The organism is Polaromonas sp., from assembly GCF_030682935.1.
Taxonomy (GTDB): Bacteria; Pseudomonadota; Gammaproteobacteria; order Burkholderiales; family Burkholderiaceae_C; genus Polaromonas.
In genome coordinates, this window is record NZ_JAUXNA010000383.1 from 1 (window position 1) to 12814 (window position 12814).

Here is a 12814-nt window from a genome sequence, read left to right on the forward strand (position 1 = left end):
AACCAATTGCCTGGGTATTACTGCATAGAGTCATCCTCCTTCATCAATTTTTGTAAATCATCTGCATGCTTTTAATCACCTGATGTTTCCTGTTTTTGGCTGCCATATTTTGGGCTGCTAGTTACCTCCCCCAATGCCTCCGCCGATATTGATCACATTGACCGCTGGTGGCGGTGCCTTGTAAGTGCCCTGGTAAAGAAGAATCGTCTCTCTGGCCGATTTACCATCCATGCCCGTGACCTGGTCGGGATTGGTACCGGCGTCAGGGTTAATCGTCATCTTCAAGCGCGCTTGCCGGACGGCATCGCCGAACTTGGCGTCGTAGTTTGGTGTGAGGGACGTCGCACAACCACCCAGTAATGCAAGAACAATGAGAGCTGCGAATTTTTTCATGATGTTCTCCGGTTACTTGGTTTCAGGGGTGGCCGCTGGCGTGGCTTCCTTGGGGGCGCCTTCGCCTGTGCCCATGAGGATCACATCCGAGCGACTGGGCACGATGTGGTTGTCGGTCGGCAATGTCACTTGTGCCGTCAGCGGCTTGACCAGGCGCGGCGTCACGATGAACATCAATTCAGTCTGGTCATTCTGGAACTCGGTAGAACGAAACAGGGCGCCCACCACCGGCACTTCGCCGACACCGGGGAAGCGTTTGATGGCTTCGGTGAAGTTGTTTTTTATCAAACCGGCAATGACAAAGCTTTGCCCGTCGTTAAGCTGCACGGTGGTGTCAACCCGGCGAGTCGTGATGGAAGGGAGTACGGAAGTCACACCCCCGACCGTCGTAAACGCTGATCCGGTTTGGGACAGTTCCGATGCTTCTGAAACCAGTTTGAGGTTAATCCGGGTGCCATCGAGTACGGTAGGCAAGAACTTCAAGCCAACACCGAACTCCTTTTCTTCCAGCGTGATGGTCGTTCCGCCACCGTCTTTGTTCTGTGCCACCGGGATGAATATTTTTCCGCCGGACAGGAAACTGGCTGATTGACCGCTAATCGCCATGATGTTGGGCTCTGCCAGCACGCGGACCAGGCCGTCTCTCTTTTGTGCATCGATGCCGAAGAGAGAAGCACCTCTGGCAGTGCTGTTCAAGGTAGCGCCAGCTGCTGCCGATCCCCCACTGATAACGCTGCCGGCACTTCCGGTGATGTCTCCTCCGCTCAGGTTGGGGTTGAAGCGCCCCAAGACGGCTGGACCGCCGCCCAGAATTCCAGACATGAAATTGGACGTCACGCCATCTGCAGACGTAATGAGTCGGGCGAAATCGAGGCCAAATTTGTCGAGCAGCGTCTTGCTGACTTCGGCAATCTTGACTTCCAGCATGACCTGTTGCGGTGTCATGATGCGCAGCATGTTGACGACCTTCTTGCCATCGCCGTAGGCGGTCGCCAGGCTCATGACTTCGTCGAGCTTGATGGCGTCACTGACTTTGCCGGTCAGCACCAGCGTGTTTTCCGCTCCCTTGACCTTGATGCCGGTTTCTTCGGGCATCAATTCGGTGAGTTTGCCCTGCAGGGTACCCGGATCGACGGTCACGACGATGTCTTTGACCACGCAGCGCCCGTCTGCGCTTTGCAGGATCACGTTCATGGCGCCGGCCTTTTTACCCAGAAAGAACAGCTCCCTTGGGCTGAGCAGCGTAATTTCCAGGTCTGCCACGCCATCCGAGCCCGACTGCGCCGAGGCTGCGGGCGCTGCCGGTGCATTGGCCGGCGTTCCGGCGGCCGCTTTGTCGGTGGCTGCAGCCGGCCTGCCCGCACGGCTGGATGACTGGCCGCCAACGAGCATGCGGACTGCAGGGTAATCCAGCGGGATGACGCGTGACTTGCCTAGAGTCAAATATGTGGGGGGGTCAACCACCACGGTTTCACAAGGCTTCAAACCTGAAGCGGGTCGCGGAGCCTGGCTGATGCCCTGTTTGACTTGGCCGAAGGATTGGCCGGTCAAGACCAATGTGGCAAGCAAAATCAGGTTTTGGTATTTTTTATGCACTTGGACCTTCTTCCTCGTTTGTTGTTTTAGAAGCAGTTCAGAACTCGAGAACCGTTATGAATCACCTCGACGCACTCAGCAGCAGCAGCAGCTGGCGGCGGCACCGGTCTACTTGTAAAGACTCTTGGCTTGCCAGTAGCCACTACCTTCACGGCGGTGGGCGGTACTTCCTTTTCTCCAAAAAGCTGGCTTTTGGTAATGCCTGTGGTCGCTACCGTTTTCTTGTCAACCTGGTTACGCAGCACCAGAGACAGGGTGCCCACACTGCGCGCCAAGTCGAGTTTTTCAGAGTCTTCGAGCGTCAGCTCCAGCGTGACGGCGCTGACGACTTTGGGTTTGGTATCGTCCCGACTCGACTCCTGGGCCACAGCCAGTACCAGGACATGCTCCAGCACCGTCTTGCTGATCTGTTTGCCTTCTTCGCCCTTGGCTTTATCTTGCTGTGCATTGACCATGACATCGACATAATTGCCGGGGAGGGCGAAGCCGGCCACGCCGACGACGTCATTGACACGTACCGTCATTGCCCGCTTGCCTTCCGCAATGACGGCGGAAAGACCGCCCTGGGTGCCTGCAGGCGCCAGCTTGCGTTCCAGAACCGCATCGCCGCGCAGCACGCTCACTTTGACGACTCGATCCTGCAGCTCCTTGATGTCTTTGAAAGCACCAGGCGGGATCGACCCGCTGGGCCAGTCTGTCGTTGTCAGCATTTGCGGATTGACCTTGCTGCCCAGTTCAATATCGACCGCAGCGACGACGACTTTATTGGAGGCAATATTCCCTTGTCGTGATACCCAGCCTGCTGCATAAACTGCAGCTGCCAGACCAATCAATAACGCCAGAAATAGAAATCCGATGGCTTTAATGTTTTTCATTACTGACCTCCCCAAGTATGGTTGTATTACCTACGCATAACCTAGCTGCTTTGCCACTACATACGCAACTGTTCCAATACTGATGCAGATGCCATAGGGCAGTTTCCCTACCGACTTGCTTGCCTCAATCTGCACGTCTGGCCTGAAGCCGCCAATGGCCGACATCATCATCATTTGTGCAGCGTTCTTTACGTTGCCTAACATTCGCACCAGCGCTTTGTTGAATAAGGCAAATGCCAATGCTGCCATGCCGCCTACGATGAAAGAAAATATGACAGCATGCAATGTATCGGTAACACCCAGGAAAGCACCCACCATTGCCATGAGCTTGACATCACCGGCACCCATGACTCGTAGTACATAAAGTGGCAGCATGATCAGAAACCCGACCAAGAGTCCTCCGAGTGCCCAAAAAAAACCAAGATTAATTGAGAACGGGACGGCCGTGTTGTAAATCAAGCCAAAAACCATGCCGCTGACGGTTAACAAGTTGGGGATCTGGTAGGTGCGGTAATCGCTTACGGATGCGAGTACAAGCAGAATTAACAAAACACCTGTGCGCGGTTCCTTGGCCAGCATGGCCAGAAGTTCAAGTAATGCGTTGAATTCTTGCATGATCTATTTTTGTGTTCGTTTTAAATAATGTGGCCTGAGGGCTGCAGCGTGGTGACTTGAAGATCTTTATGTTTCTTTATGCAGTGCCAGTAAAATAAGTGCCCCGACCACAGCGATGATCGATCCTATCAATGCGTATTCCATAAGCGATCCGCCGGATTCTTCCATTAAAAAGTCAACAAGGGTATGCGGTGCATAATCAATTAGTCGCATACTTGTCTCCAGATTTAATGCCGTTGGTTTTATTTTTTATTTATTTATGTCAATGCTCTTGCCGTTGACTCAAATATATCGACGCAAAAAACGGTGGCATGAGCATTGAGCCCTTTTTTGATCAGGACAAACCGCCCCTTTTCATGGAGGCGGATAGTACAAATCAACCAGGCGGGCGACCTCGGAACAGGTGCCGGTGCCTGATGGCTTCAACTGATCAGGATGTCAAACTCGCATAGATCGGCTTGATCAACCATGGATCGCCACGGCCTTTGGCCTCGCGATGACGAGCTTGTGTTTGCGCCATTGGCGCCAAGGGTTCAATCTTGTAAAGGTTTTGGTGCTGTAGCGCACGTACTGTGAGCGCAGTATGCTATGTTTTTCATAGCAAAAGATCGCTGGGTACAAATCCTGTCATTGCGAGCCGCCAGTTCCGTTCCAGAACTGCACACGAACCATGAACCGATGCAAAACGGGGGGCGGTTCATGGAAAGCGGAGCGCGGCAATCCATGGCGCGTGACCTGGCCCGCAATGTCGCAGGCCGACACGCGCACTGTCACGAACGCAGATCCCGGCTTACGCTGCGCTTATTCGAGCCCCTTTTGCGCATGTCGTTATACACAAAATTTCTGACAGGCTCTGGCCTTCTGAAGGTTCTGGCTGCCCGTTTCTACTCCTTCCCGCCTTTGGGGGAAGGCCGGGATGGGGGGCTCTGTGCACTTGCAATTCTTTCAAATAAAGCAGGTGCGCTTGCTGTTGTCTTTCGGCCTGCCTTGCATCGCCAAAGTCCGGATCAACGAATGCTTGCCTCGCCAGCCCCCATCCCAACCTTCCCCCAGAGGGGGAAGGAGCCAAGCCAGCAGGCACTTGACCTGGTGCAAAACAGACTTGTGTATAACAACATGCCTTTTGCGGGCTGTTTAGCGGTAATGCGGCGTGCGTTTCTGCAAAAAAGCGTCAATGCCTTCGCCGGCATTGGCGTGGTGCAGGTTGCGAACAAAGTGATCGCGTTCGCTCGCCAGCTGCTGGCTCAGCGTGCTCACAGGCGCATCGTTGATGAGTTCCTTGATGCTGGCCAGTGCATTGGGCGCACGCGCATTGAGCTTTTCGGCCAGCTGCAGGGCCTGGTTGAGGGCATCGCCTGCAGTCGATACGCGGTTCACCAAGCCCAGGGTATGCAGTCGCTGGGCGCTGATGCGCTCGCCGCACATCAGAAGTTCGCAAGCGAGCGCCCGCGGCAAGGCACGCGCCAGGCCCCAACTGCCGCCGCCGTCGGGCGACAGCGCCACCGTGCTGTAAGACATCACGAACACGGCGTTGTCTGCGGCAACGACAAAGTCACAGGCCAGGACCAGTGAGAAACCGGCACCGGCCGCGGCACCCTCGACGGCGGCAATCACCGGTTTGGGATAAGTGCGGATCGACTCTATCCAGTTGTGCAGGCCTTCTATGCTTTGGGCTTGCACTTCGGGCGACTCGCGCCGGTTGGCTTGCAGGCGCTGCAGGTTACCGCCTGCGCAGAACATCGCGCCTTCGCCCGTGATGACCACGCTGCGGATGTCGGGATTGTTCTCGGCCGCGTTGAGTGCTTCAATGCCTGCGGCGTACATCTCGGGGCCCAGCGCATTCTTGAACTCGGGATTGCTCAGCATCAATATGAGGGTGCTGCCCTCGCTACTGCTTTTTAATGCGCTGGACATATCAGCTTTCCTCGTGCAGCAGGCTCAGGCCAATGGCGCCGCGCCGACGCAGCCAGGGGGAAGGGCGGTAGCGCTGGTCGCCATAAACGGTTTGCATGTTAAATAAAACTTCCAGAATATTAGTGGGTCCGCAGCGGTCGCCCATGGCGAGGGGGCCCATGGGGTAGCCGAGCCCCAGCGTGACGGCGGTTTCCAGGTCTTTCGGGCTGCAAATGCCCTGCTGGCAGATGTCGCTGGCGATGTTGACGATGGTGGCGACAACGCGCTGGGTGACAAATCCGCCACTGTCCCGTATCACGCTGACCGCCTTGCCGTCACGGGCGAACAGCGCATGCGCGGCGTCGCGCATGTCGATGCGTGTCACTGGGTTGGTGGCCAATACCCGTCGCCTGGTGGTGGCGTCATCCATCAGCATGTCAATGCCCACCGTTCGCGCCGGGTCCAGCCGCTCCACCACGGCGACGGTCGTGATGTCGAACCCCAGCGGCGCCACCAGCATCAAGGCCTGTGGCGATGCGGAAACACCCGTCTCGATGTTGGCGCCCAGATTCTTGAGCAATTGAAGCAACTCCGAGCGGCGGGCTGCTCGGGGTGATACCCAGACGGGCGGTAGGTCGGCCACCTCGGGCGCAGGGGCTTCGGCGGGCGTCTGGCTCACGCCATTGACATAGCGGTAAAAGCCTTCGCCGGTTTTTCTGCCGAGCATGCCGCCCGCCAGGCGCTGCGCCGTGATCACGCTGGGGCGGTAGCGGTCTTCTTCGTAATACTGGTGGTAAATGGACTCCATCACCGGGTGAGAAACATCCAGTCCGGTCAGGTCCATCAACTCGAAAGGACCGAGTTTGAAGCCCGCCTGCTCGCGCAGAATGCGGTCTACGGTGACGAAATCCGCGATGCCCTCGCCCACGATACGCAGCGCTTCGGTGCCATAGCCTCGCCCCGCATGGTTGACGATAAAGCCGGGGGTGTCCTGGGCCTGAACGGGCATGTGTCCCATCTGGCGGGCATAGTCAGCCAGGGTGCTGCAGACGGCTGCGCTGGTCTTGAGGCCAGCAATCACTTCCACCACCTTCATCAGCGGAACGGGGTTGAAAAAGTGATAGCCGGCGAAACGCTCGGGATGCTTCAGCGCCGCTGCGATAGCAGTGACGGACAGTGACGAGGTATTGCTAACGAGCACGGTGTGTGCGGGAACCAGGGCCTCAAGTTCGGCAAACAGTGTTTGCTTGACGTCCAGCCGCTCCACGATGGCTTCAATCACCAGGTCGCAGTCGGCCAGGTCGGCTAACGTGCGGCAGAGCAACAGCCTGGCTTTGCAGGCGGTCGCCAGGGCGGCCTCCAGCCGACCCTTTTCCACCAGCTTGTCCCATTGGGCGCAGATCGCCTCACGGGCCTTTTCTGCCGCGCCCGCCTGCGCATCCATGAGTTTGACCACGCTTCCCGCTTGCGCAGCAATTTGAGCAATGCCCCGGCCCATGGCTCCAGTACCGACAATTCCGACGTTTTTGTGAATTACTTGCATTATTGAATTATGGCTGACCATGCTGACCATGCTGACCATGCCGGGTGACCGTGCCATGGCAGAATCGCGCCATCTCATGACGCCAACCGAGTCGCCTTTCAAACACCTGTTCGGTGCCTTTTTGCTGAGTGTCGCCGCCAGCAGTTCGGCTGTGTCTTTGGGCCCCATGCGCGGCGCCCCCATTGTCGGCAGGCCATTTGACGTTACGCTGACGACTCAGGTGGATCCGTCGGCAGATTTGGCAGCGCTCTGTATGGCCGCCGATGTTTTTTTTGGTGATAACCAAATCCCGTCAAACCGGGTCCGTATTTCAGTTGAAACTGGTGCCAGCGCCCGCGAGGCGTTGATTCGAATCCGAACCAATTCGGCAGTAGACGAGCCCGTGGTCACTGTCCTTGTGCGCGAGGGCTGTGCACAAATCAACACGCGCAAGTATGTTCTGCTGGCCGAGATACAGGCTGACAGAGCCAGCCAGACGCCAGTCGCAATCGGTGAAGTAATAGCGTCAGCGTCAGCGCCGGTGAAAGCGCAATTGCCCATCACCCGCGACGTTGGCAGCAAGGCCAGTGCGGTGCTGTCAGCGCCGGCAACGAGCAGCCCAGGCACAAAGACGCCGGTGGTCCGGGCAGCTTCCGCAGTCCCCCGCGTGATCCTCCCGTCAGCGCGTCTGGCTGCCGGGGCCGTGGCGGATCCGGTTCTGAGGTCTCCACGCGCCCGGCTCAAGCTCGACCCTCTGGACCTTGCCGCCGAGCGTGATCCAGTGTTGCGCTCCTCGCTGGAACTGCTGACCATGCCTTCGGCAGACGCCCGGCAGCGTGCTGACGCAGCCGCGCTCTGGCAGGCGCTTAACGCCCAGCCGCAAGACGTGCTGCGCGACAGCCAGCGGATCAAGGTCCTGGAGGCGGATGCGGCCAGCATGCTGGCCCAAAACCGCAAGGCTGGCCAGGTCGCGCTGGAACTCCGGGCCCAGCTTGATGATGCACGAAGCGAGCGCTACAGCAATCCGCTGGTCTATGCTTTGGGCGCCTTGCTGACGCTGATCCTGCTGGCTGCGATCTTTCTCTGGACCCGTAGCCGGCGGCAAGTCCAGGACTTAAGTGATGGAGCATGGTGGCGCAAAGAGACTGATCCTGATGACAAACTGAATATGCAGGTTTCAGCCTCGTTGAATCAGGAGGCGGCTACGCGGTATCACAAGCCAGGCACACTGGATCGATTGGCATCCAGGTCAACAGACTCCGAACTCGATCTCGATCTGGGCGAAGCCCTTGTCGCAGACCTGAATATTTCCAGGATGACGCCAGCGGCGAGGTCATTCAAGCCGCTTGACGCGAAAGACCGGCCGAATTTTTCGCCAAGCCTGCCAAGCCTGCCCAGCCTGACGGGAATGCCGCGCATCGTGAATGCGGAGGAGTTGTTTGATGTGCAGCAGCAGGCAGATTTCTTTGTGTCTCTGGGCGACTTCGACAAAGCCGTTGAGGTGTTGCGCGGCCACATTACGGACAATGTGGAAACCAGCGCACTGGCCTATCTCGATTTGTTCGACCTGTACCACAGCCTGGGCAGAAAAGACGATTACGAACTGCTGCGCCAGGATTTCAACCGGACGTTCAACGCACAAGTTCCTGCGTTTGACGATCACTGCACGGACACCCACGGCTTGGAGTTCTACACGACCGCACTCTCGCGCATTGAGTCGCTGTGGCCCACCCCCAAGGTACTCGATGTCATTGAGGAGTCTATTTTTCGCAAGCCCGACTCAGGCATTGAAGTTTTCAGTCTTGCCGCTTACCGCGAGTTGCTACTGCTTCATGCCATTGCCAAGAAAATCATCGAACGACCGGCCGGCCTTGAAAACCCCGAGTTGAGCGGAGGAGCCTTCTCCCTCCCTGCGCCGAACGACCCTCCAGCGTTTTCACCCCGTGCGGCAGAATTCATGCTGACCAGTATCCAGCCCCTGTCCGCTGAGCTAGAGAGTAAGCCGCAACGGCCTATTTTTTCGGAGAAACGATTCGACCTGACCCAACCGCACAGTTCGCCTCGTCTTGGCTTGGACATCGACCTGAGTCTGGACTTTGATGACACGCCTGAAGCGCAAGCAATTTCCGGGGCCAACGCACGTGGGTCACAGGCCGTTGAGCCCGACAACAACCTGATCGAGTTCCACCTCGACGACTTGATTCCACCCCTGGCAAAGGTAAAGTAAGGCAGCTGATCCGGCGCAACTCTGGATGCTATCGAGTACAAAAAACGGCAGTCCGTACATCAAACTGCCTCTTCGGGCTTGTTTACTTCCCTTTTTTACGGGTATTGGGCGGGTTTGCCAAGGAAGTTCCATTTCGCCTTGCCCTGAATAAAAATCTGTCGGTTTTATTTGTACCGTCAAGCATGCAACACCGCCCTAGCGCCGCACCTGCAAGGCGCCGGGATTGACGATATTGGTCGGCGTTCCCTCGATGAAGTTGACGATGTTGTCAAATGCTGCACCGAAATACTGCTCGTAGCTGTCTTGCTCGACGTAACCGATATGCGGCGTGCAAATACAGTTTTCGAGACGAAGCAGCGCATGGCCCTGCAATATGGGTTCCGATTCGAAAACGTCAACCGCTGCCAAGCCAGGGCGTCCACGATTGAGTGCCGCAATCAGTGCCTCCGGCTCGATCAGCTCCGCCCGCGAGGTATTCACCAGCAAAGCGGTGGGTTTCATGCTCGACAAGTTTTCCAGCGTCACGATGCCGCGGGTGCTCTCATGCAGGCGCAGGTGAAGGCTAAGAACGTCGCTTTCTTTGAAGAATTCTGCTTTGCTGGTGGCAATTTCAAAACCGTCAGCTTGTGCCCGTTCGCGCGATGCATCGCCTCCCCAAACAATCACGCGCATACCGAATGCCCGCCCGTAACCGGCAACGATTTGTCCAATCTTTCCATAGCTCCAGATGCCCAGGGTCTTGCCCTTGAGGACTGAGCCTATGCCAAAATTTGGAGGCATGGAGGCTGACTTGAGGCCCGCCTGTTGCCAGGCGCCGTGCTTTAGATACGCTGCGTAGTGGGGGATGCGGCGCATGGCGGCCATCACGAGTGCCCAGGTCAATTCAGCAGGCGCCGTAGAAGAACCGGTGCCTTCGGCAACTGCAATTCCCCGTTCACTGCACGCAGCAACGTCAACATTGCTGCCAATGCGACCCGTCTGGACGACCAGCTTGAGCTTGGACAGTTTCTCGATGACTTGCCGGTTCAGCTGGGTCCGGTCGCGAATTAGCACAATCACATCGGCGTCTTTGAGTCGGACCGACAGCTGACCTATGCCTTTGACCGTATTGGTATACACCTTGGCGGGATAAGCCTCCAGCTTGCTGGCGCAGCTTAGTTTTCTGACTACGTCCTGATAGTCGTCGAGGATCACAATATTCATGGCGGTATTGTGCCTGCAAGTTTTTTGATCATTCGCGATTCGGTCGGTCCAAGGCAGTCAACTTGTATCGGAAGGAAACGCGCTGCAGGCAGCGTTGCGCACCGGCGGGCGCCTGTGCGCAAACGCAGCGTACATCATGCGCTGGGTGTCCTCAGTGCGCTGTGGTCTCGCGCTGGGCCATGCGTTCAAGTTCTGCGCAGACGTCGGCCATTCGACCCGAGATAACCATGCGGCCAGCGCAAGCCGGACTGACCCCTGAATCAAACTCGCGGACAACCTTGAGGCGTCGGAAAGCAGGCTTTTTAGATTTTATTTTCCCCGACTTGATAGCGCTGCCACAATCAAAGGGAAGCGCTAGCTGATGATTGATTTGCTGAGCATAGAGAGGCGCCGCCAACTTGCTGGAGGCGCGCTGTGCCGGTACAAACCATGCGGCCATAGCCTGCACCGGCCCCAGTAATGCAGACAAGATTGGCGAACGTGAAAGACTGATAATTCCCATGATGAACACCTGTTTGAGAGAGGTCTACACAGGCAGGATTACGTGCCGGCTGCATTGCCAGCAGGACCGCTGCATCAGGGTGTTGGCCTTCCATGACCACACGCCCGCCACCTGCTGCGCGGCTGAAATACAGAGGGCTATAGGAGTATGGTGTTGCGAATCAGGCCAACTGCCAGGCCTTCGAGTTCAAAAGGCTCACCTGGCGCCACCACAATGGTTTTGAAGTCGGGGTTTTCAGGCAGCAGTTCAATCAAATGCTTGTTGCGGCGAAAACGCTTGACGGTTACTTCATCGCCAAGCCTGGCCACCACAATCTGGCCATTTTGCGCTTCCTTGGTCTGTTTGACGGCGATCAAATCACCGTCCATGATGCCGGCGTCGCGCATACTCATACCGCGCACTTTGAGCAGGTAGTCAGGCTGCTGTTGAAACAGACTGCTTTCAAAATAATAGGTTTGGTCTATGTGTTCCTGCGCGAGAATCGGGCTGCCTGCAGCGACCCGCCCCACCAAGGGGAGAGCCAGTTGGGTCAGACCTTGCAAAGGCAGAGAGAATTTTTTGGTTCGGGATTCATTCAGGGAACGCAGGGTGTCGCTTCGCAGGCGTATGCCGCGTGAAGTGCCGCTGACCAGCTCGATAACACCTTTGCGGGCCAAGGCCTGCAAATGCTCCTCTGCTGCATTGGCTGAGCGAAAGCCCAGTTCGGTTGCGATTTCGGCCCGGGTAGGTGGTGCGCCCGTATGTGCGATCGCATTCTGGATCAGCTCCAGAATTTGTTGCTGGCGTGCCGTGAGCTTGGGGCTTGCAGGGGCGCGATGCGAAAAGTCATTGAGGGTGCTCATGGCCGGGACTCCTTGGTCTTGGTTTTACAGGTCCGGGTCGTCTTTGGTCTAGCCGGGCGAGTGTCTGTTTGGAAACTGTTTTAATATCCAGTGGCTGTATTTTCATACAGTTTTTTTAAGAATGCAAGGCTACCTTTTATGAGCTGTCAAACAATTGTGATTCTTGGCATGGGCGGCACAATTGCTGGCCGGTCTGCCAGTGCTTCGGACAACATTGGCTACACGGCCGCCGAGGTGGGCATTGTTGAGCTGGTCGCGGCGATTCCTGCGCTGACCGATAACGGTCCCGTCATGACCGAGCAGGTCGCGCAGATTGACAGCAAGGACATGAGCTTTTCCGCCTGGGTGGCGCTTGCCGGGCGCGTCAATCACTTTCTGGTCCAGCCCGATGTCCAGGGCATTGTCATTACCCATGGCACCGACACGCTGGAAGAGACCGCCTATTTTCTTCACAGGGTGTGCCAGCCGAGCAAGCCTGTTGTGCTGACTTGCGCCATGCGTCCCGCAACAGCGCTGGTACCCGACGGTCCACAAAACCTGCTCGACGCCCTGACAGTGGCCCGCCAGCCGGATGCCAAGGGCGTGGTGACGGTTTGCGCCGGCACCATTCACAGCGCGCTGGAGGTGCAGAAAGTTCACACGTACCAACTGGATGCTTTCAGCTCGGGCGATGCCGGGCCACTGGGCTATGTCGAAGAGGGTTTCGTCAGATTATTAAGAAATTGGCCGGTAGCGCAACAGTTACCTGTGCAGGCAGCTATGAAAAATATAGCAAATCGGCTTGCTTCGGTCGAATGGCCGCAAGTTGAAATCATCATGAACTATGCCGGCGTCAGCGGCGCAGTGGTGGAGGCTCTGGTGGCGCAGGGTGTGCAGGGCCTGGTGGTCGCAGCAACGGGCAACGGTACGTTGCACCATGCACTGGAATCGGCTTTACTCAAAGCACAGGCAACAGGCATCAAGGTGGTTCGTGCGACGCGCTGCCTGAATGGCCGCGTGTTGCCTAAACCGGACGACCGCCTGCCGGACTCGAACGGCTTGAGTCCGGTGAAGGCGAGGGTGGAACTGATGCTGCATTTGCTTGCTTGAGGTTTTACCTCGTCTGAGAAGAACGTCGCAGGCCATGAGAAAAGCCATCCGGTGGAT

At 57.0% G+C, this 12814-nt stretch carries 12 protein-coding genes; 2 read left to right on the top strand and 10 right to left on the bottom strand.

Going from position 1 to position 12814, the window contains the following annotated elements; all coding sequences use genetic code 11:
• Window positions 1–117 precede the first annotated feature (117 nt).
• The 7 genes from Q8K05_RS17610 to Q8K05_RS17640 all read right to left on the bottom strand — a co-directional run bounded on the left by Q8K05_RS17610 (window position 118) and on the right by Q8K05_RS17640 (window position 6915).
• Window positions 118–393 carry a hypothetical protein gene (locus Q8K05_RS17610; RefSeq protein WP_305247910.1) on the bottom strand — a complete coding sequence of 92 codons (276 nt, stop codon included), beginning with the start codon at window positions 391–393 and terminating at the stop codon, window positions 118–120.
• 12 nt (window positions 394–405) lie between these two features.
• Window positions 406–1785: a type II and III secretion system protein family protein gene (locus Q8K05_RS17615; protein ID WP_370868907.1), complete on the bottom strand. Its 1380-nt coding sequence runs from the start codon at window positions 1783–1785 to the stop codon at window positions 406–408.
• A gap of 230 nt (window positions 1786–2015) precedes the next feature.
• Complete coding sequence (gene cpaB / locus Q8K05_RS17620) at window positions 2016–2864, bottom strand: Flp pilus assembly protein CpaB (RefSeq protein WP_305247911.1); 849 nt, start codon at window positions 2862–2864, stop codon at window positions 2016–2018.
• 30 nt (window positions 2865–2894) lie between these two features.
• Window positions 2895–3479, bottom strand: coding sequence for a prepilin peptidase (locus Q8K05_RS17625; protein ID WP_305247912.1), 585 nt, complete (start codon window positions 3477–3479; stop codon window positions 2895–2897).
• A 66-nt stretch (window positions 3480–3545) separates the two neighbouring features.
• The gene (locus Q8K05_RS17630; RefSeq protein ID WP_305247913.1) at window positions 3546–3692 is read right to left on the bottom strand and encodes a Flp family type IVb pilin; all 147 of its coding nucleotides are present in this window, start codon (window positions 3690–3692) and stop codon (window positions 3546–3548) included.
• 921 nt (window positions 3693–4613) lie between these two features.
• Window positions 4614–5393, bottom strand: a complete 780-nt coding sequence (locus Q8K05_RS17635) for an oxepin-CoA hydrolase, alternative type (RefSeq protein ID WP_305247914.1) — start codon at window positions 5391–5393, stop codon at window positions 4614–4616.
• Between the two features lies 1 nt (window position 5394).
• A complete protein-coding gene (locus Q8K05_RS17640; RefSeq protein ID WP_305247915.1) occupies window positions 5395–6915 on the bottom strand; it encodes a 3-hydroxyacyl-CoA dehydrogenase in 1521 nt (506 codons plus the stop codon).
• Window positions 6916–6934: 19 nt separating this feature from the next.
• Here Q8K05_RS17640 and Q8K05_RS17645 point away from each other — a divergent pair, with 19 nt between their 5' ends.
• Window positions 6935–9121 carry a hypothetical protein gene (locus tag Q8K05_RS17645; protein WP_305247916.1) on the top strand — a complete coding sequence of 729 codons (2187 nt, stop codon included), beginning with the start codon at window positions 6935–6937 and terminating at the stop codon, window positions 9119–9121.
• 195 nt (window positions 9122–9316) lie between these two features.
• On the opposite strand, the gene Q8K05_RS17650 is transcribed toward Q8K05_RS17645, so the two are convergent.
• The 3 genes from Q8K05_RS17650 to lexA form a co-directional block, all read right to left on the bottom strand.
• Window positions 9317–10324 carry a D-2-hydroxyacid dehydrogenase family protein gene (locus Q8K05_RS17650; RefSeq protein ID WP_305247917.1) on the bottom strand — a complete coding sequence of 336 codons (1008 nt, stop codon included), beginning with the start codon at window positions 10322–10324 and terminating at the stop codon, window positions 9317–9319.
• 151 nt (window positions 10325–10475) lie between these two features.
• The gene (locus tag Q8K05_RS17655) at window positions 10476–10826 is read right to left on the bottom strand and encodes a hypothetical protein (RefSeq protein ID WP_305247918.1); all 351 of its coding nucleotides are present in this window, start codon (window positions 10824–10826) and stop codon (window positions 10476–10478) included.
• A gap of 137 nt (window positions 10827–10963) precedes the next feature.
• Window positions 10964–11668, bottom strand: coding sequence for a transcriptional repressor LexA (lexA, locus tag Q8K05_RS17660; RefSeq protein WP_305247919.1), 705 nt, complete (start codon window positions 11666–11668; stop codon window positions 10964–10966).
• Window positions 11669–11806: 138 nt separating this feature from the next.
• Here lexA and Q8K05_RS17665 point away from each other — a divergent pair, with 138 nt between their 5' ends.
• Complete coding sequence (locus Q8K05_RS17665) at window positions 11807–12757, top strand: asparaginase (RefSeq protein ID WP_305247920.1); 951 nt, start codon at window positions 11807–11809, stop codon at window positions 12755–12757.
• The last annotated feature ends 57 nt before the right edge of the window (window positions 12758–12814 follow it).